This window comes from Pantoea sp. QMID4 (assembly GCF_030270445.1).
Taxonomy (GTDB): domain Bacteria; phylum Pseudomonadota; class Gammaproteobacteria; order Enterobacterales; family Enterobacteriaceae; genus Pantoea; species Pantoea vagans.
Genome location: NZ_BSXL01000011.1, coordinates 1 through 19,624, shown reverse-complemented (window position 1 = coordinate 19,624; position 19,624 = coordinate 1). Strand labels below are relative to the sequence as shown.

17 protein-coding genes and 1 rRNA gene are annotated in these 19,624 nt (G+C 52.9%); 6 read left to right on the top strand and 12 right to left on the bottom strand.

Going from position 1 to position 19,624, the window contains the following annotated elements:
• Positions 1 to 8: 8 nt before the first annotated feature.
• The 5 genes from fabY to typA all read right to left on the bottom strand — a co-directional run bounded on the left by fabY (position 9) and on the right by typA (position 4,939).
• Positions 9 to 956 carry a fatty acid biosynthesis protein FabY gene (gene fabY, locus QSK07_RS20850; protein ID WP_098051987.1) on the bottom strand — a complete coding sequence of 316 codons (948 nt, stop codon included), beginning with the start codon at positions 954 to 956 and terminating at the stop codon, positions 9 to 11.
• Positions 957 to 1,012: 56 nt separating this feature from the next.
• Positions 1,013 to 1,450, bottom strand: coding sequence for a D-aminoacyl-tRNA deacylase (gene dtd, locus QSK07_RS20845; protein WP_098051986.1), 438 nt, complete (start codon positions 1,448 to 1,450; stop codon positions 1,013 to 1,015).
• Positions 1,447 to 2,316: a virulence factor BrkB family protein gene (locus tag QSK07_RS20840; protein ID WP_061061153.1), complete on the bottom strand. Its 870-nt coding sequence runs from the start codon at positions 2,314 to 2,316 to the stop codon at positions 1,447 to 1,449. The genes dtd and QSK07_RS20840 overlap by 4 nt, the downstream gene beginning before the upstream one ends.
• 3 nt (positions 2,317 to 2,319) lie before the next feature.
• Positions 2,320 to 2,916, bottom strand: a complete 597-nt coding sequence (gene yihX, locus QSK07_RS20835) for a glucose-1-phosphatase (protein ID WP_285722837.1) — start codon at positions 2,914 to 2,916, stop codon at positions 2,320 to 2,322.
• Between the two features lie 199 nt (positions 2,917 to 3,115).
• Entirely contained in the window at positions 3,116 to 4,939 is a 1,824-nt protein-coding gene (gene typA, locus QSK07_RS20830) for a ribosome-dependent GTPase TypA (RefSeq protein ID WP_061061155.1), read from the bottom strand.
• Between the two features lie 437 nt (positions 4,940 to 5,376).
• Here typA and glnA point away from each other — a divergent pair, with 437 nt between their 5' ends.
• From glnA to glnG, 3 genes are all read left to right on the top strand, one after another.
• Complete coding sequence (glnA, locus tag QSK07_RS20825; RefSeq protein ID WP_098051983.1) at positions 5,377 to 6,786, top strand: glutamate--ammonia ligase; 1,410 nt, start codon at positions 5,377 to 5,379, stop codon at positions 6,784 to 6,786.
• 138 nt (positions 6,787 to 6,924) lie between these two features.
• Positions 6,925 to 7,974, top strand: a complete 1,050-nt coding sequence (gene glnL, locus QSK07_RS20820; protein ID WP_098051982.1) for a nitrogen regulation protein NR(II) — start codon at positions 6,925 to 6,927, stop codon at positions 7,972 to 7,974.
• A 7-nt stretch (positions 7,975 to 7,981) separates the two neighbouring features.
• Positions 7,982 to 9,391 (top strand): nitrogen regulation protein NR(I), encoded by a 1,410-nt coding sequence (gene glnG / locus QSK07_RS20815; RefSeq protein ID WP_010258440.1) that lies wholly within the window; start codon positions 7,982 to 7,984, stop codon positions 9,389 to 9,391.
• 41 nt (positions 9,392 to 9,432) lie between these two features.
• Here glnG and hemN read toward each other — a convergent pair whose 3' ends face one another.
• Positions 9,433 to 10,806: an oxygen-independent coproporphyrinogen III oxidase gene (gene hemN, locus QSK07_RS20810; protein WP_285722833.1), complete on the bottom strand. Its 1,374-nt coding sequence runs from the start codon at positions 10,804 to 10,806 to the stop codon at positions 9,433 to 9,435.
• Between the two features lie 233 nt (positions 10,807 to 11,039).
• Positions 11,040 to 11,564, bottom strand: a complete 525-nt coding sequence (gene yihI / locus QSK07_RS20805; RefSeq protein ID WP_098051980.1) for a Der GTPase-activating protein YihI — start codon at positions 11,562 to 11,564, stop codon at positions 11,040 to 11,042.
• 549 nt (positions 11,565 to 12,113) lie between these two features.
• Between yihI and yihA the strand changes: the two genes are divergently transcribed.
• Positions 12,114 to 12,749 (top strand): ribosome biogenesis GTP-binding protein YihA/YsxC, encoded by a 636-nt coding sequence (gene yihA, locus QSK07_RS20800; RefSeq protein WP_013359537.1) that lies wholly within the window; start codon positions 12,114 to 12,116, stop codon positions 12,747 to 12,749.
• 416 nt (positions 12,750 to 13,165) lie between these two features.
• Here the strand turns inward: yihA and polA are convergent, their stop codons facing one another.
• From polA to QSK07_RS20780, 4 genes are all read right to left on the bottom strand, one after another.
• Positions 13,166 to 15,952, bottom strand: a complete 2,787-nt coding sequence (gene polA, locus QSK07_RS20795; RefSeq protein WP_285722829.1) for a DNA polymerase I — start codon at positions 15,950 to 15,952, stop codon at positions 13,166 to 13,168.
• Between the two features lie 377 nt (positions 15,953 to 16,329).
• Positions 16,330 to 16,959 (bottom strand): thiol:disulfide interchange protein DsbA, encoded by a 630-nt coding sequence (gene dsbA / locus QSK07_RS20790; RefSeq protein ID WP_061061160.1) that lies wholly within the window; start codon positions 16,957 to 16,959, stop codon positions 16,330 to 16,332.
• Between the two features lie 26 nt (positions 16,960 to 16,985).
• Entirely contained in the window at positions 16,986 to 17,972 is a 987-nt protein-coding gene (locus QSK07_RS20785; protein ID WP_285722826.1) for a serine/threonine protein kinase, read from the bottom strand.
• A gap of 45 nt (positions 17,973 to 18,017) precedes the next feature.
• Complete coding sequence (locus tag QSK07_RS20780; protein ID WP_098051976.1) at positions 18,018 to 18,293, bottom strand: YihD family protein; 276 nt, start codon at positions 18,291 to 18,293, stop codon at positions 18,018 to 18,020.
• 47 nt (positions 18,294 to 18,340) lie between these two features.
• On the opposite strand from QSK07_RS20780, the gene mobA reads away from it, so the two are divergent.
• Positions 18,341 to 18,907 (top strand): molybdenum cofactor guanylyltransferase MobA, encoded by a 567-nt coding sequence (gene mobA / locus QSK07_RS20775; protein WP_285722824.1) that lies wholly within the window; start codon positions 18,341 to 18,343, stop codon positions 18,905 to 18,907.
• Between the two features lies 1 nt (position 18,908).
• On the top strand, positions 18,909 to 19,415 hold the full coding sequence (gene mobB / locus QSK07_RS20770) for a molybdopterin-guanine dinucleotide biosynthesis protein MobB (RefSeq protein WP_285722822.1): 507 nt from the start codon (positions 18,909 to 18,911) through the stop codon (positions 19,413 to 19,415).
• An 84-nt stretch (positions 19,416 to 19,499) separates the two neighbouring features.
• Here the strand turns inward: mobB and rrf are convergent.
• A 5S ribosomal RNA gene (gene rrf, locus QSK07_RS20765) occupies positions 19,500 to 19,615 on the bottom strand.
• Positions 19,616 to 19,624 lie beyond the last annotated feature (9 nt).

Below are 19,624 nucleotides of genomic sequence, written 5' to 3'. Positions count from 1 at the left end.
CCTTATGATTAATTGATACGTGCGCCGGAACCGCCCTGTTCCAGCGGCCCATCCGGATCGGCGGGCAGGACGATGTAAACGCCCTCAAACACCGCGCCACATTCATCATCGCCAAACAGCTCCACTTCAAGCTGCACGCGTGCTTTACGTCCGCGAGCCAGACGGTCAAGGTCGCCGCTTAGTGAGCCGAGATCGGCAATCGCGCCAGGCCGTCCGCTGATCGGGCGGCTGTAGCGAATGTGCGCATCTGCCAGAATAATGGTGCCGCCGAGATGGCGCTCGCGCAGCAGCAACCAGATCAATCCCCAGCCGGTCAGCGTGGCCAGCGAGAACAGGCTGCCGGCGAACAGCGTGTGATGTGGATTCTGGTTGCCCGCTTCAGGCATGGTGGTGATAAATTTCTGCCCGGTAAACTGCAGGATACGCACACCCATCTTCTCGCTGAGCGGAATATGATCATACCAGGCCTGTTGCAGCTGACCGCACCAGTCGGCGCGATGCAGGATATCATCGAGCGTAACAACCGGCTTGATCATCAGAAAATGGCGTACCGGCGTCGTCTGCGGCGCGGTAATCTCACCCTGATTGATATAGCCGAGCTTAGCGAAGAAGGCAACCGCATCTTCGCGGGCGCTGCAGGTTACCCGCTTCGCGCCTTCCTGACGCGCTACCGACTCCAGGGTCATCGCCATCAGCGTACCCAGCCCTTTCCCCTGCACCGACGGATGAACGGCCATGAAGCGGATAGCGGCCTCATTGTCGGCGTTAATGTAGAGACGGCCAATGGCGACCGGATTTCCCTGCTCATCAACCACCATCTGATGATGTGCCAGGGCATCCCAGGCGTCACGTTCCGACCCCTGCGGCTGACGCAGCGGTTTACGCAACATTTCCCAGCGGAACTGATAATAGATATCCAGCTCTTCCGCTGTCTGTGGCACGCGAAGATGATACATGTAATGTTTCTCCCGCTCGGCCAGGTGGCCTGTTCCCTGCCGCTCCGCTTGCGATCTCACACCTGTAACCAGAACGTCACAGGACCATCATTCACCAGCGAGACCTGCATATCCGCAGCAAAACGGCCATTCGCTGTGGTCATGCCCTGCTGGCGACAGCAGTCGCTGAAGTAATCATAAAGGCGTTCGGCCTCAGCAGGCTCCGCGCCCCCTGAAAAGGAGGGGCGCATCCCTTTTTGCGTATCTGCGGCCAGCGTAAACTGCGACACGACCAGCACGCTTCCGCCCGCCTGACGAACACTCAGGTTCATTTTGCCCTGTTCATCACTAAAGATGCGATAGCCCAGTACGCGTTCTGCGAGACGTTCCGCACGCGCATTGTCATCACCCTTTTCCACGCCCAGCAAAACCAGTAAACCGGCACCGATTTCACCGATTACGTTCTGATCGACGCTGACGCTGGCGCGCTGCACGCGTTGAATCAATGCAATCATGTTTCCTCGCGTTGTTCTTCTTTGTGTTGCTGTTTTAACTGCCGATAATCGGCTAACGCGACGGTAATTTCAGCGCCTAACAACACAATACACCAGGTCCAGTAGACCCAGAGAAACAGAATGGGGATCACGGCCAGTACGCCGTAGATCAGCTGATAAGAGGGGAACATAGTAACATAGAGCGCAAAGCCCTTTTTACCCAGCTCAAACAGCGCACCCGCCACCAGCGCGCCAATCAGCGCATCGCGCGGCGGCACCCGCTGGGTAGGTACAATGCTGTAAAGCAACCAGAAGGCGAGCCACGACAGCAGAAGCGGGAAAATGCGCAGCATCTGATCGACCAGGCTGGTGACGCCGGTCGCATTAATCCAGCGCAGTGACAGCAGATAGGAGCTGATCGCCAGGCTGGCACCGGCCAGAAGCGGGCCGAGCGTCAGGATCATCCAGTAGACCGCAAAGGAGTAAACCATCGGTCGCTTCTTGTTGCTGCGCCAGATGGTATTTAACGCGGTATCAACCGAATGCATCAGCAGTAAGGCCGTCACGATCAGGCCGACGGCACCCACCGCCGTCATCCGGTTTACGTTAGCCACAAACTGCTCAAGATAGCGTTGCAGCGTGTTGCCCGCAGCCGGCATCAGATTGTTAAAGACAAACTGTTTCAACTGTACGCTGATATCAGAGAAGACCGGAAACGCCGCAAACAGGGCAAACACCACCGCAATCAGCGGTACCAGCGCCAGTAATGACACATAAGCCAGATTACCGGCCTGAGTCGTCATGCCATCTTCATCAATGCGTTTCCATAACAGCCTGAGCCACAGCCAGAACGCATGCAGCCCGGGACGAAATTTACGTGACATCATGGGTTAAGGGCGACCTGCAAACCAGTCAGGTACCGTTTTACTGTCAGTAACCAGTACACTTTCAATGCCCAGGGCGCGCGCCGCCTCAATGTTCTCCGGGTTATCGTCGAAAAACACCGCCTGATCGGCAGTCACACCCTCCGCGTCCAGCACATGCTGATAAATCCGGGCTTCCGGTTTACGCATACCCAGCTCCTGCGAGAGATAGAGTTTGTCGGCCGCCTGCTGTACGTCGGGATACTGCGTCGGCCAGAATTCGTAATGCAGCTTATTGGTGTTAGAAAGGATCACCACCCGATGACCTTCAAGTCGCAGCCGGTTCATCAGCGCCAGGGTTTCAGGACGCACGTCTACGAAGACCGCCTGCCAGCCAGCAGTAAACTGTTCATAACTCAGCGCGATTTCCAGCTTTTCACACAGCGCCAGCGCGAAGTCTTCATCGCTGAGTTCTCCACGTTCGTGTTGTTCAAACGCTTCATCCATCTGGAAATGGCTTTGCAGCGAGGCCAGTGGCACACGGCTAAGGTCACTCCAGACACCCAGCACGCGGTTAAAATCGATATCAATAATCACATTGCCCAAATCAAAGATATACAGCATGGTGTGTCTCCTTCTGTTCCCTGGAGTATTCACTCTAGCGGCAAAAGTGCAGGCTGAACAGGCACGCGTGTAGAGAAAAGCGTAAACGCCAGAAGGTGGATAAACCGCACCCAAATATTTACTGGCCCGACTGGAGAAGCCGGAATTTCAGACAAAAAAAAGCCCCGCATGCGGGGCTTTTTATCAGTTAAAGACACACTTATGCGTCTTTAGGACCACGTGAAGCACGTTTACGGTCGTTTTCAGTCAGGTGACGTTTACGGATACGCACTGACAGCGGTGTTACTTCTACCAGTTCGTCATCATCGATGAACTCGATCGCCTGTTCCAGCGTCATTTTCTGCGGCGGAACCAGCGTCGTTGCTTCATCAGTACCGGAAGCACGCATGTTGGTCAGCTTCTTACCGGTCAGACAGTTTACAGTCAGGTCGTTAGAACGGCTGTGAATACCGATGATCTGGCCTTCATAGACTTCTGCACCGTGGCCCAGGAACAGCTTACCGCGATCCTGCAGACCGAACAGGGCGAACGCGACGGCTTTACCCTGACCGTTAGAGATCAGTACGCCGTTCTGACGCTGGCCCACTTCGCCTGGACGGATATCGTCGTAGTGGCTGAAGGTAGAGTAGAGCAGACCGGTACCGGACGTCATGGTCATGAATTCGTTACGGAAGCCAATCAGGCCACGGCTTGGGATCACGTAGTCGAGACGTACGCGGCCTTTACCATCCGGATCCATGTTTTTCAGATCGCCTTTACGCTCGCCCATGGCTTGCATAACGGAACCCTGATGCGTCTCTTCGATATCCAGCGTGACGTTCTCAAATGGCTCTTGTTTACGGCCATCGATTTCACGGAAGATAACTTTCGGACGGGATACCGCCAGCTCGAAACCTTCACGACGCATGTTTTCGATCAGGACTGACAGGTGAAGTTCACCACGACCTGATACGCGGAAGGCGTCAGAATCTTCAGTTTCTTCAACACGCAGTGCCACGTTGTGAACCAGTTCTTTGTTCAGACGCTCAAGGATCTGACGTGAAGTCACGTACTTACCTTCTTTACCGCAGAACGGTGAGGTGTTGACGTTAAAGAACATGGTTACTGTTGGCTCATCGACGCTCAGTGCTGGCAGCGCCTGCACATTCTGTGGATCACAGATGGTGTCAGAGATGTTCAGCTCGCCCAGACCGGTGATAGCAATGATATCGCCCGCTTCTGCCAGATCGCTATCGATACGCTCAAGACCCAGGTGAGTCAGGACTTTACCGACTTTACCGTTACGGGTTTTGCCTTCGCTATCGATGATAGTGACTTGCTGGTTAGGCTTAACTTTACCGCGCTTGATACGGCCGATGCCGATCACGCCCAGGTAGTTGTTGTAGTCCAGCTGAGAGATTTGCATCTGCAGTGGGGCATCAGCCTCAACCTGCGGAGGCGCAACGTGATCAACGATAGCCTGATACAGCGGGGTCATATCGTCAGCCATGTCGGTGTGCTCAAGACCCGCAATACCATTCAGCGCAGAGGCGAAAATGATAGGGAAGTCGAGCTGCTCGTCAGTGGCATCCAGGTTTACGAACAGGTCAAATACCTGATCCACAACCCAATCCGGACGCGCACCCGGGCGGTCTACTTTGTTGATAACCACAATCGGCTTCAGACCATGCGCGAACGCTTTTTTGGTCACGAAGCGGGTTTGCGGCATAGGGCCATCCATCGCGTCTACAACCAGCAGCACCGAGTCCACCATGGACATGACGCGCTCAACTTCACCACCGAAGTCGGCGTGTCCTGGGGTATCAACGATGTTGATACGGTAGTCATTCCACTTAATGGCGGTGTTTTTTGCGAGGATGGTAATCCCACGCTCTTTCTCCAAATCATTGGAGTCCATCACGCGCTCGGTTGCTTCGGTACGGGCATCAAAAGTACCGGATTGTTGCAGCAGTTTGTCAACCAGGGTGGTCTTTCCATGGTCAACGTGCGCGATGATGGCGATGTTACGCAAATTTTCGATCACAGCTTTGCCTCAGGCATTAGAAATAGCGCGGTATTGTACACGGATTAAGCGGAAGACTGAACAGGATCACACTTTTCACTGAAAGTTTATTGCATCGCCGCAAATTTGCCCTGTTCCCGGTGCAGAAAATGCACTAAGTTGGTCTTGTGCACCAAAATAGTGCTAAAAAATCACCATCAAGCACCACAGTGGTGCGCTAAGGCAATCATGGTGCAGGCGCTTCATGACAAAAAGGTGCATCACAAGGCGATTTAAGCAACATCAAAAAAGTTGGCACAGAATTCGCTTTATCTAATACAAGCGTAAACGCCTGTCAGATGTCGGCTGAAGAGCGTGCCGGAAGAGATGAGTCAGGGAGTGGTTTTCCCGAACGCATTCCGGAAACGACGTTTCCTCGCCATGTAGATAATGAAAGACCATTTCCAGGAGAGTTGAGTATGTCCGCTGAACACGTTCTCTCGATGATGAACGAGCATGAAGTTAAGTTTGTTGACCTGCGTTTTACCGATACCAAAGGTAAAGAACAGCACGTTACGATCCCTGCTCACCAGGTTAACGCTGACTTCTTCGAAGAAGGCAAAATGTTCGATGGTTCGTCTATTGGCGGCTGGAAAGGCATTAACGAATCAGACATGGTGCTAATGCCTGACGCCACCACGGCAGTCATGGATCCCTTCTTCGAAGATTCTACGCTGATCATCCGTTGTGACATTCTTGAGCCAGGCACTATGCAGGGCTACGATCGCGATCCACGCTCTATCGCCAAGCGCGCTGAAGATTACCTGCGCTCTTCCGGCATCGCGGACACCGTGCTGTTTGGACCAGAACCCGAATTTTTCCTGTTCGATGACATCCGTTTCGGTTCATCAACGTCAGGCTCACATGTCGCTATCGACGATATCGAAGCGGCATGGAACACCGGTAAAGAGTACGAAGGCGGTAACAAAGGTCACCGTCCAGGTCTGAAAGGCGGCTACTTCCCGGTTCCACCGGTTGACTCATCACAGGACATCCGTTCTGCCATGTGTCTGACCATGGAGCAGATGGGCCTGGTTGTTGAAGCGCATCACCACGAAGTGGCGACCGCAGGTCAGAACGAAGTGGCGACCCGCTTCAATACCATGACCAAAAAAGCGGACGAAATTCAGATCTACAAATATGTCGTTCACAACGTTGCGCACGCTTACGGCAAAACGGCGACCTTTATGCCGAAGCCAATGTTTGGCGACAACGGTTCAGGCATGCACTGCCACATGTCACTCTCTAAGGGTGGCCAGAATCTGTTTGCCGGCGATAAGTACGGCGGCCTGTCTGAAATGGCGCTGTTCTACATCGGCGGTGTCATCAAGCACGCTAAAGCGATCAACGCCCTGGCGAACCCGACAACCAACTCTTACAAGCGTCTGGTCCCGGGTTACGAAGCACCGGTTATGTTGGCTTACTCAGCCCGTAACCGTTCTGCCTCAATCCGTATCCCGGTTGTTGCCAGCCCGAAAGCTCGTCGTATCGAAGCGCGCTTCCCGGATCCAGCCGCTAACCCATACCTGGCGTTCACTGCTCTGCTGATGGCTGGCCTGGATGGCATCATCAACAAAATCCATCCTGGCGACGCGATGGATAAGAACCTGTATGACCTGCCACCGGAAGAAGAAGCTGAGATTCCAAAAGTTGCAGGCTCGCTGGAAGAAGCGCTGAATGCACTGAATGAAGATCGCGAGTTCCTGACCCGTGGCGGTGTATTCACAGACGAATCGATCGATGCTTACATCGAACTGCGTAAAGCAGAGATGGATCGCGTTCGCATGACACCACACCCGGTTGAGTTCGAGCTTTACTACAGCGTTTAACTGGTCAGACGTTTTTGTTGCCGTGGAAACTTTTAGCCCATCTTCGGATGGGCTTTTTTCTCCGCGAATTCACCGTTCATTCGCCCTCTTTTCGGCTTAAAGACTAAAATGCACCTGACTGGTGCAGAGGAACGTTGTATGGCAACTGGCTCTCTGCCCGATGCAGGGCAGATTCTCAACGCGTTAATCAACAGTATTTTGTTAGTGGATAACGATCTGGTTATTCATTACGCCAATCCGGCGGCGCAGCAATTACTGGCGCAAAGCTCACGCAAATTATTCGGCACACCGTTACCGGAATTAATCGGCTACTTTTCGCTGAATATTGAGGTGATGCGCGAGAGTCTTGAGGCTGGCCAGGGATTTACTGACAGTGAGGTCACGCTGGTAGTAGATGGTCGCGCACATATTATGTCGCTGACCGCCCAGCGGTTACCCGATGGCTTAATTCTGATGGAAATGGCGCCGATGGATAATCAGCGTCGCCTCAGTCAGGAGCAGTTACAGCACGCGCAGCAGGTCGCCGCTCGCGATCTGGTTCGCGGTCTGGCCCATGAGATTAAAAATCCGCTGGGTGGATTACGCGGCGCGGCACAGCTTCTATCCCGCGCCCTGCCCGATCCGTCACTGAATGAATACACCAAAGTGATTATTGAACAGGCCGACCGGTTGCGAAATCTGGTGGATCGTCTGTTAGGACCGCAGCAGCCAGGCATGCACATCACGCAGAGCATTCATCAGGTGGCGGAACGGGTGGTCAATCTGGTGTCGATGGAGCTGCCGGAGAATGTTTCGCTGGTACGGGATTATGACCCCAGCCTGCCGGAACTGCCGCATGACCCCGACCAGATAGAGCAGGTGCTGCTTAACGTGGTTCGCAACGCACTTCAGGCGCTGGGCGACGACGGTGGCACCATTGTTATCCGCACCCGCACCGCTTTCCAGTTGACGCTGCACGGCACACGTTATCGCCTGGTAGCACGTATTGATATTGAAGATGATGGCCCCGGCATTCCGGCCCAGCTGCAGGATACGCTGTTTTATCCGATGGTCAGCGGACGTGAAGGCGGAACCGGTTTAGGTCTCTCCATCGCCCGTAGCCTGATTGATCAACATTCAGGAAAAATAGAATTTAACAGTTGGCCGGGACACACCGAATTTTCGGTTTACCTGCCTATTCGCCAGTGAGGTTTCTATGCAACGAGGGATAGTCTGGATCGTCGATGACGATAGCTCCATCCGCTGGGTGCTTGAACGCGCGCTCACTGGAGCCGGTTTGAGCTGCGCGACGTTTGACAGCGCAAGCGAGGTGCTGGATGCCCTCTCAACCAAGACCCCGGACGTTTTACTGTCAGATATTCGCATGCCCGGTATGGATGGCCTGGCGCTGCTGAAACAGATTAAACAGCGCCATCCGATGCTTCCGGTCATCATAATGACGGCGCATTCGGATCTGGACGCCGCTGTCAGCGCTTATCAGCAGGGTGCCTTTGATTACCTGCCTAAACCGTTTGATATCGACGAAGCGGTGGCGCTGGTCGAGCGAGCCATCAGTCACTATCAGGAACAGCAGCAGCCGCGAAATCAGCCGGTCAGCGGACCCACCACCGATATCATTGGTGAAGCGCCGGCGATGCAGGATGTGTTCCGCATCATCGGACGATTATCGCGCTCGTCGATCAGTGTGCTGATCAACGGCGAGTCCGGTACCGGTAAAGAGCTGGTAGCGCATGCGCTGCATCGCCATAGTCCGCGTACCAAGGCGCCTTTCATCGCGCTGAACATGGCGGCGATTCCCAAAGATTTGATTGAGTCCGAACTGTTCGGTCACGAGAAAGGTGCCTTTACCGGCGCAAACCAGATCCGTCAGGGCCGTTTTGAGCAGGCGGATGGCGGCACGCTGTTTCTGGATGAGATCGGTGATATGCCGCTGGATGTGCAGACCCGGCTGCTGCGCGTGCTGGCCGATGGCCAGTTCTATCGCGTTGGTGGCTATGCGCCAGTGAAAGTGGATGTACGTATTATCGCCGCAACCCACCAGAATCTGGAGTTACGCGTACAGGAAGGCAAGTTCCGTGAGGACCTTTTCCACCGCCTGAATGTGATTCGCGTGCATCTGCCACCGCTGCGTGAGCGTCGTGAGGACATCCCGCGTCTGGCACGTTACTTCCTGCAGGTGGCGGCCCGTGAGCTGGGGGTGGAAGCGAAGATTCTGCATCCGGAAACCGAGACAGCCTTAACCCGGCTTCACTGGTCCGGTAACGTCCGTCAGCTGGAGAACACCTGCCGCTGGCTGACCGTGATGGCGGCGGGCCAGGAAGTCCTGATTCAGGATCTGCCCGGAGAACTGTTTGAATCCAGTACCCCGGAAAATCCGGTGCAGTCGCTGCCTGACAGCTGGGCAACCCTGCTGGCACAGTGGGCCGACCGCGCCCTGCGTTCCGGTCATCAGAATCTGCTGTCAGAAGCCCAGCCAGAAATGGAGCGTACGCTGCTCACCACTGCGCTGCGTCATACGCAAGGCCACAAGCAGGAAGCAGCACGTCTGCTGGGCTGGGGACGAAACACGCTGACGCGCAAGCTGAAAGAGCTTGGCATGGAATAAGCGGTCCAGTACGGGCTGGTGTGGTCTGCCAGCCCGTTTCTTCAGATAACACGCGAGAACTGATGCTGACGCGCTTTCTGACGCAGATAACGATCAAAACACATGCAGATATTACGAATCAGTAACCGGCCAATCCCTGTCACCTCCAGCCCGCCAGCCGTTTGTAACACCAGCCCGTCGGCAATTAACGGTTTCAGCAGCGCCAGATCCTCAGCAAAATAGTCGCTGAAGCAGATTCCCCATTGGGCTTCTGTCGCGGCAAAATCCAGCGAGAAGTTACAGATCAGCGTTTTAATCACGTCACGACGCAGGCAATCATCGTCGGTTAAGGCGATGCCGCGCCACAGGCCATTCCCCTGCTGTTCTACACTCTTGTACCAGGTGTTGAGGTCTTTCTGGTTCTGCGCATAACTGTCGCCAGTCATGCTGATAGCTGAAACGCCAAGCCCCAGCAAATCGCTGTCGCCCTGTGTCGTGTATCCCTGGAAATTGCGATGCAGCTGCCCTTTCCGCTGCGCGATGGCCAGCTCATCCTGCGGCTTTGCAAAGTGATCCATCCCGATAAACTGGTAGCCCTGCTGAGTCAGCGTCGCGATGGTCTGTTGTAAGATATCCAGTTTTTGCTGAGCGGATGGCAGTTCATCCTCTTTGATTTTACGCTGTGCCGCGAACATCGCTGGCAGATGCGCATAGTTAAACACACTAAGGCGGTCGGGATTGAGTGCCAGTACCCGCTCCAGCGTCCAGGCAAAGCTGGCTGGTGTCTGCAGGGGCAAACCATAGATCAGGTCGATGCTGACAGAGCTGAAGCCCTGTTCACGGGCGCGCGCCATCAGGCCGAAAATCACCTCTTCATCCTGCACCCGGTTAACCCGTTCCTGCACCGATTTATTGAAGTCCTGTACTCCCATGCTCAGACGATTGAATCCCAGCGATCCCAGGTGGTCAATCATATCCAGTTCAATTTCACGCGGATCAATCTCGATCGACATTTCAACATCGCTGGCCACGCTGAAATGCTGCTTTAGTAAACCCACCAGCCGTGAAATCTGCGCATTGTCGAGAAAAGTTGGCGTGCCGCCGCCCCAGTGAAGCTGCGTGACCTGACGCTGACGAAATAGCGGCGCACGCTGAATAATCTCCTGCTCAAGCACATCCAGATAACGGTCCGCTTTGTGGCGTTGACGGGTCACAATCTTATTGCAGCCGCAGAAGTAGCAGAGACGATGGCAGAAGGGAATATGGACGTAGAGTGACAGCGGACGGTCAGGGTAGCGCGCCACGGCTCGCTGAAAATCGCCTTCCGCGTAGTGCTCGCTGAACTCCAGCGCGGTGGGATAAGAGGTGTAACGCGGGCCGGCATAATTGTACTTTTCAATTAACGCCTGATCCCACTCAATCTGCTGCGATGGCATGCTCACTCCTTCCGGTGACGTCGTCTGAGAGAAGGTCGCGAAGAAGAGGAGATGAAAGGTGAGCGGGTTGAGACCCGACGTAAACGTTGCTTCAGCCGCGACAGGCGTCGTAGTTTAAACAATAACCACAGCAGATAACATGTTGCCAGCAGCGCGAAAATTGATCCAGGCCAAAACATTGTCGTTTACCTGATAAGTACGGCATGCGGAAACCGCATGCCGATCAAATCTGCTTAGTTGCCCTTCAGCAGACGGTACATATCTTCTTCAGCCTGCTCATCGTCAGCATCATCCATCACAATGCCTAACTGCTCCATCAGTTCGTCGATACGATCCAGCGAGGCATCCAGCCAGCCCTGATCTTCAGCCGACAGCGTTTCGCCATTTTCCAGACGATCCAGCAGCGCATCCAGACGCTCGTCATTTTCCAGCTTCGCCAGCTCTTCTTCGGGCGTCAGACGCACTTTCTTCTCAGCTGCCGGTTTTGCCACGCTTTTCTTTGGTTTAACGGCTGCGGTTTTCCCCTCAGCAATCAGGGCTACCGGTTTTTTACTGCCGATACGCGGATCTTTTACGCTGTTCTCCTGACGTCCGCCGTTGCTTTCAGACGCAGCCGGATTAGCACGGCTGCCAGATGCGTGTCCGCGATGCTTTTTATCACGTTTACGATCGCGTGCTTCATGGTTGATATCGTCACGCGATTTGCGTTTGGCTTTGACGGCAGGTTTGCCGTTAGCAGCTCGTGCAGGTTGCTTCATAGTATTCGGTCCCGGCTTTTTTATTCAGTATAGAATTGCGGCGAAATCTAGCAGAAACCAGACAAAGAAAAAAGGCGACAGCTTAAGCTGTCGCCTTATTTCATACCTTCATAAGAAGGAATCATGTTTTAAGTCCTTTTCGGCTCGTAACATCCCGGTCAATCCCGCGCCTGCTCAACTCCTGAGCTTTTCCTTATCCCTGTCTGGCCGTATCCCTGACCGTTTCCATTCCACCGCTCATTGCCTTCCTGACATCCCTGAGCGCATCATCCTGATGTGTGCTGCCGTTCACTGCACAATAATGTAGACCAACTGGTAAAAGCCTCAAGTCGATGTCAAAAATAGTTAGTTCAAAAAAAGAACAATTACTGTTAAATGTATGAATTTTAATATTTTTTATTTTTAGTAATTAAAGTAAAAAACGAAATAACCTGCAGCCTGAATGGCAAATCTCTTACACACTTTGTTATCGAGATGTGATTGAGCACTTTCGCGCCATAACGCGTATAATCGCCGCCATTGCCTTAATGTGTTTTCTGGAGTGTTACCTTGTCTGAATTGAATTATCACGTTACCCACTTTGTCATGAGCGCGCCGGATATCCGTCATCTGCCTGCCGATACCGGAATTGAAGTGGCTTTTGCTGGCCGTTCGAACGCGGGAAAATCGAGTGCGCTGAATACGTTAACCAATCAGAAGGGTCTGGCACGTACCAGTAAAACGCCGGGACGTACGCAGCTGATTAACCTGTTCGAAGTGAAAGAAGGTAAGCGTCTGGTCGACCTGCCCGGTTACGGTTATGCCGAAGTGCCGGAAGAGATGAAGCTGAAGTGGCAGCGTGCGTTAGGAGAATACCTGCAAAAACGTCAGGCCCTGAAAGGACTGGTCGTGTTGATGGATATCCGTCACCCGCTGAAAGACCTTGATCGACAGATGATTCAGTGGTCAGTGGAAAGCGGCATTCCGGTGCTGTTACTTCTGACTAAAGCAGACAAACTGGCCTCAGGTGCCCGTAAAGCGCAGCTCAATGTCGTGCGTGAAGCCGCACTCGAATTCGTGGGTGATGTGCAGGTAGAGCTCTTCTCCTCGCTGAAGAAAATCGGCGTGGATAAGGTTCGTCAGAAGCTGGACAGCTGGTTTAATACGCTTGAACCGGCGGTTGAAGATCAGGACGGCGAAGAGTAAGTGGCAATACGGTGCCGCTGAAGCTGGCGGTGCAAAAAGCCCAATAAAAAACGCCCCAGTCACAGAATGACTGGGGCGGCTAAATTCAGCCAATCCGATTACGTGAAGTAAAAGGTCTGAAAGATAGAACATCTTACCTCTGTACCCTACGCGACGAACTTTACCTGATTTTCTGTGCGTGACAAAGGCTTTTTTGTTGCTTACTTACAACAAACAGAGCTTTTTTTACCATATGCATCACAAAAATAGCGTTGCGATGTAGTTAAATAACGAAAAAAGTGTTTAGCCGATAAGCAGTTAGAAAAGTGCGTAATCTCAGTACCAGCGCTCGCCGGGTTAAACCAGGCCATTAAACGATTTACTTATACCTGATTAAGGGTCGATTCCGCTTTGTGAAACCGACCTGAAGCCGTGAATTAGTGGGCTTCATCCCAGTTGTCACCTACACCGACTTCAACCAGTAAAGGCACGTCGAGCTGCACGCTACCTTCCATCAGCACGCGGATTTTCTGGCTGGCTGCTTCAACGGCCTCCGCTTTCACTTCGAACACCAGTTCATCGTGAACCTGCATGATCATTCGGACACTATTGTCGTTTTGCTGTTCCAGCCACGTATCCACAGCAATCATCGCCCGCTTGATAATATCCGCTGCCGTTCCCTGCATCGGCGCATTGATTGCGGCTCGTTCAGCGGCTTTCCGGCGAATGGCGTTGCTGGATTTAATATCCGGCAACCACAGCCGACGGCCTTCAATCGTTTCGACATAGCCTTTACTTGCCGCCAGCTGACGGGTGTTCTCCATATAGCGCAGTACGCCCGGGTAGCGTTCAAAATAGAGATCCATATACTTTTTCGCTTCACCTGCGCCAATGTTCAGCTGGCGCGACAGACCAAATGCACTCATACCATAGATCAGACCAAAGTTGATCGCTTTCGCGCTACGGCGCTGTTCGGCGCTGACCTTATCCAGTGGTACACCAAATACTTCGGATGCCGTGGCACGGTGAATATCTTCGCCCTGGGCAAAAGCATCCAGTAATCCTTTATCCTGAGAGAGATGCGCCATGATACGCAGTTCGATTTGTGAATAGTCTGCCGCCACAATGCGATAGCCTTTGGCCGCGACAAAGGCCTGACGGATTCGGCGTCCTTCGTCATTGCGCACCGGGATGTTTTGCAGATTCGGATCGGCAGAGGATAAGCGACCGGTTGCGGTGACGGCCTGATGATAAGAGGTATGCACCCGCCCGCTCAGCGGGTTGATCATCAGGGGTAATTTATCCGTATAGGTCGACTTAAGTTTGGATAAGCCGCGATGTTCCAGAATCACTTTGGGCAGCGGATAGTCGAGTGCCAGCTCAGCTAACACCTCTTCGCTGGTTGACGGCGCACCGCCTGGGGTTTTCTTCGTCGGTTTGATACCCTGTTTTTCAAACAGGATCACCTGAAGCTGTTTGGTGGATGAGAGGTTGAAGGGTTCTCCCGCCAGCTCATGCGCTTTTAATTCAAGCTCAGCCAGTCGGGCAGTCAGCTCTTTCGAGTGTTTCGCCAGAATAACCTGATCGATTAACACACCATTGCGCTCAATCCTGGAAATGACCGTCAGTAACGGCATCTCAATCTGCTCAAAGACTTTTCTCGGGCCCGCTTCTTTCTCCAGCTCTGGCCACATTTTCAGATGCAACTGCAGGGTCACATCGGCATCTTCGGCAGCATAATGGGATGCCTGCTCCAATGCGATTTGATTGAACGTCAGCTGATTTTTGCCTTTACCCGCAATCTCCTGGAAGGTGACCGTTTTGTGGTTAAGCCAGCGAGCAGCCAGGCTATCCATGTCATGTTTACCCACCACGCTGTTGAGAATATAGGACTCAAGCATGGTGTCGAATTTGATACCGGCCAGTTCAATATCGTAGTTTTTCAGTACGCCACGATCGTATTTCAGGTTCTGGCCCACTTTCCAGGCGCTGTCATCTTCCAGCAGAGGCTTGAGCTGTGCCAGAACGGCCGCGCGATCCAGTTGATCAGGCGCATCGAGATAGTCGTGGGCAACCGGCAGGTAGGCGGCTTCGCCGGGCGCAATCGCGAAGCTGATGCCCACGATGTTAGCGCTCAGGGTATCCAGCGCGTCGGTCTCCAGATCAAAGGCAAAGACCTCGCTTTTTTTCAGCTTCGCCAGCCAGCTGTCGAAAAGATCCTGATCCAGAATGGTGACATAATTTTCGGTCGGTAATACGCTGCTGGTTTCAGGCACAGCAACCGACTCATCGGAGAGCGCTTTCTGTGCCTGAGTATTGCTCTTCTTGCCCTGCAGCCATTTCCCATCCTGAAGGTCGCTCAGCCAGCGTTTGAATTCGTACCGACTGAACAGGGCCTGCAATGCTTCGACATCGGGTTCCGTGACCGTAAGCTCTTCACAGGGCAGCGCCAGCTCAACGTCGGTCTTAATGGTCGCCAGCTGGTAAGAGAGAAACGCCACATCCCGATTCTGCTCAAGTTTGGTCGCCATGGTTTTGGCACCACGAAAGCCGAGATCGGCTACCTTGTCCAGATTGTCATAGATGGTCTGCATGCTGCCCAGACCCTGCAGCAGAGCCTGTGCCGTTTTCTCGCCCACGCCGGGAACGCCAGGGATGTTATCTGAGCTGTCGCCCATCATGGCCAGAAAATCGATGATTAAGGCCGGTGGCACACCATATTTCTGCTCAACCTCTTCCGGCCCCAGGATGGTGTTGCTCATGGTGTTAATCAGCGTGATGGCTGGCGTGACCAGCTGCGCCATATCCTTGTCGCCGGTGCTGATCAGCACTGAAAGCCCTTTTTTCTCCGCTTCCAGCGCCAGCGTACCGATAACATCGTCGGCTTCAACGCCGCTCACAGCCAGTAGCGGCAGACCCATCGCCCGCACCATCTCATGCAGCGGCTCGATTTGCGCCCGCAGTTCGTCAGGCATCGGCGGACGATGAGATTTATAATGCTCGAACAGCTCATCCCTGAAGGTTTTGCCTTTGGCATCGAACACCACAGCAACGTGACTCGGATTATATTGCGCCAGCAGGCTTTTCAGCATGTTGAGCACGCCGTACATGGCGCCAGTGGGTTCACCTGCACTATTGGTCAGCGGCGGAAACGCGTGATACGCGCGATAAAGATAGGATGAGCCATCGACCAGAATGAGGGGATTTTCTGCTATTTGCGCCATAAGTCTGTGTTGTCTTCGTTGCTATGGGTTGGTCTATAAGGATGCCACAAGCTGGCGGAAATGGTGAACTAAGGCGCAGGATATGTCGCGTTTTTAACGGTTCTGGAGGAAAGATCGCAACGATCATTCTGTGGATAACTTTGTGCGTAAAAATTATAACGCGCTGATATTCAGGATCTTAAATGATTTAGCTATTAATAAAAACCATAATTTTCATTGGCTTATTTAATTTCCGTGACCCGTTCGCCATTTTTAATTACGTGATCCCTTGTGTGGATATTAAATTTATGCCCTGGAGATGGACAAAATTTACGTCTCTGTTTAATGGCATAAAAAAACGCCAGCAGAGCTGGCGTCAGATGGGGTGGTAAGGCAGATTACTTCTGGCTTACGAGGAATTTAACCACGTTCGCGTAATCAGCAACGAAATTGTCCATAGAGCTGGTATCGAGGCCGCCGTTGTTCACCATATATTTGCCATTCACGAACATCGCTGGCACACCGCGCAGATCAACATCCGCAGCCGCTTTCTGCTGTTGTGCAACCAACGCTTTTACGGCAAAGCTGTTCCAGGCAGCATCGTAGTCAGCAGCGGAGATACCGGCCGCTTTAACAAAAGTCTCTTTCAGACTGGCAGGATCGGTAATGGTCTGCGTTTTCTGAATGCCATCAAAGATCGGTGCTGTCACCTTATCTTCAACGCCCAGCGCCATGGCGACAGCCCAGGCCTGAGTCACAACCGGTCCCAGATCACCACCAAGGAAATCGACGTGGTATTTCACCAGCTTTGTATCAGCAGGCAGATTCTTTTTTACCGCGTCATTAACATGATAAATACGTTCAAACTGATAGCAGTGCGGGCAGAAGAAGGAGAAGAACTCCATCACCTGAGGTTCACTGGCCACAGGTTTTGGCAGACTCACATATTGTTTACCTTCAGTGAACTGGGCAGCAGACGCGCTGAATGCCAGCACTAAACCCATCAGTGCAAACCAAATTTTTTTCATCGTGAAAACTTCTCCTGACTACGTCGTTAATATTGCGGTGTCAGCTGCAGAGGAGGTTCCTGCAACAGCTTCTCCTGCTCGGTAAAGAGTGAAATTTGCCTGCGCCAGAAATCTTCATCTGTCATCCAGGGGAAAGCGCGCGGAAAAGCGGGATCCTGCCAGCGTCGGACAACCCAGGCCAGATAATAAACCATGCGCATAGCGCGTAAAGGTTCAATCAGTGACAATTCATTAATATCAAAGTCACTGAATTCACTGTAAGCCTCCAGCAGGATATCCCACTGTATACGCTGTTCCTGTCGATCACCGCTGATGAGCATCCACAAATCCTGTACCGCCGGGCCATTACGGGCATCATCCAGATCGACAAATAGCGGTCCATCGCGCCACAGGATATTCCCCGGATGACAGTCGCCATGTAATCGTAGCGGCTGCCACGTGGTATGCCACTGTTGCTGCAGGGTGTTACCCAGCTTATCGATAGCCTGTAGCAGCGCGGTCTTAAGCGAAGCAGGCACTAATTGTGAGTGCTCCAGCGCCTGCCGGGGTTCATGCAGATACTCATCAAGACCGATGGCAGGACGATGGCTGAACAGCGCTTTGCGCCCGGTCTGATGAATGCGGCCCAGGAAGCGGCCTACCCATTCCATCTGATCTTCATTGTCTGTCTCATATTGCCGTCCGCCCAGACTGGGAAATACGGCAAAGAAGAAGCCAGCGTGGCTGTGCAAGGTCTCGCCCTTTAACCGCAATGGTGCCGCGATGGGCACCTCATCAGCCAGCAGATCGAGCGCATACTGATGTTCTTCAGCGATCTGTTCAGCACGCCAGCGCTGTGGGCGATAAAACTTCACGACATAGCGACGTTTTTCATCATCGCTGAATTGGTAAACCCGGTTCTCATAGCTGTTCAGGGCTGTCAGACCTGATTCGACGCGAATTCCTGTATCCCAGAGCGCATCAAGCAATACGTCGGGATTCAATGTCTGGAAGTTGAAAGCAGCGTCGCTCATCATATTACCTGTATTTTCCCTTGCAAATAGCAGCCAAGGATAACACTACTCGTCCTGTTTAATGACACCCCGTGCGCGAAGCAGTGCGGTTTTGAAATCAACTTCATAGTCTTTTTTCAGGCCAGGGATCGCATCATCGCTGGCTGAGTCACGCATTTTGAGATGGTAAATTAATACATCGTCAGTTAATTCACTTAACGGGCCACTGAAACCAGATTCCTGCGCCAGTTTCTGCAAAAATGTGACCAGATTCAGGTCAGGTTCTTTTTGCCAGGCGGGTTGAAGCAGTTCGATCAACTCGTTTAAACGATGGCATTTCATTGAGGTTTCTCCGTTATTCACAGTGCGTCATCAGCGAGGGCAAAGCCATGACAACATTGACCGGCATCATTCTGGCCGGTGGTCAGGGCCGCCGTATGGGTGGTCAGGATAAAGGATTAGTGCAACTGGATGGCAGGCCGCTTTATCAGCATGTCCTTGAACGGCTCAGGCCACAAGTTGACATTGTCATGATTAATGCCAATCGTAATATTGATCGCTATCAGTTAAGCGGGTGTCGGGTTGTGCAGGATGTTTTTGATGGCTATCCGGGTCCGCTGGCCGGTATCTACAGTGCATTAGTAGCCATCGACGGTGAATGGGCTGCCTTTTGCTCCTGTGATACGCCTGCATTTCCTCTTAACTTCGTTGAAAAACTGGCTGAACAACGTGGAGACGCCCCTGCAGTCTGGGTTCGTTCACAATCACGCGATCACCCCACGCTGGCGCTGATTCATCGGAAGATGGCAGCGCCTCTTCATGACTATCTTCACGCCGGTGAACGACGTCTGATGCATTTCCTGCGCGACCACGGCGGCCATGCTGTTCATCTGGATGATGATGAATCTGCCTTCCGCAATATCAATACGCCTGATGACCTGAATGAGAGAGGCTGATATGTCATTACCCTTACTCGCGATTGTCGGCTGGAGTGGAACTGGCAAAACCACGCTATTACAGCAGGTGATACCCATTCTTAATAGTAAAGGGATCCGCACCGGGCTGATTAAGCACACGCATCATGAGATGGACGTAGATACGCCAGGCAAAGATAGCTATTTGCTCAGAAAAGCGGGCGCCAGTCAGGTAATGGTTGCCAGCTCTGAGCGATGGGCATTGATGTGTGAGACACCGGAAAAGAAGTCAATTGATCTGCCTTATCTGCTCAGCCGTATGGATCACTCTGTGCTGGAGATAGTGCTGGTTGAGGGCTTTAAAGAGGAATCGGTGCCTAAAATTGTTCTCTGGCGTGCCGGGATCAAGGGTGGGATCGAGGAACTGCTTGATGAGCTGGTGATCGCTATCGCCAGCGATCAGAAGTTAGCGCTGAACGTGCCGGTTCTGGATATAAATCGTCCTGATAACGTGGCAGATTTCATTGCAGACTGGCTGAAAAAGCGCTGAAACGGGGAAGTTTTCGTGTTTTTCACGATCTACAGACGTAAAAAAGCCCCGCACTCGCGTGCGGGGCTTTTTCACTTATTTAATGCCTGGCAGTTCCCTACTCTCGCATGGGGAGACCCCACACTACCATCGGCGCTACGGCGTTTCACTTCTGAGTTCGGCATGGGGTCAGGTGGGACCACCGCGCTAAAGCCGCCAGGCAAATCTTG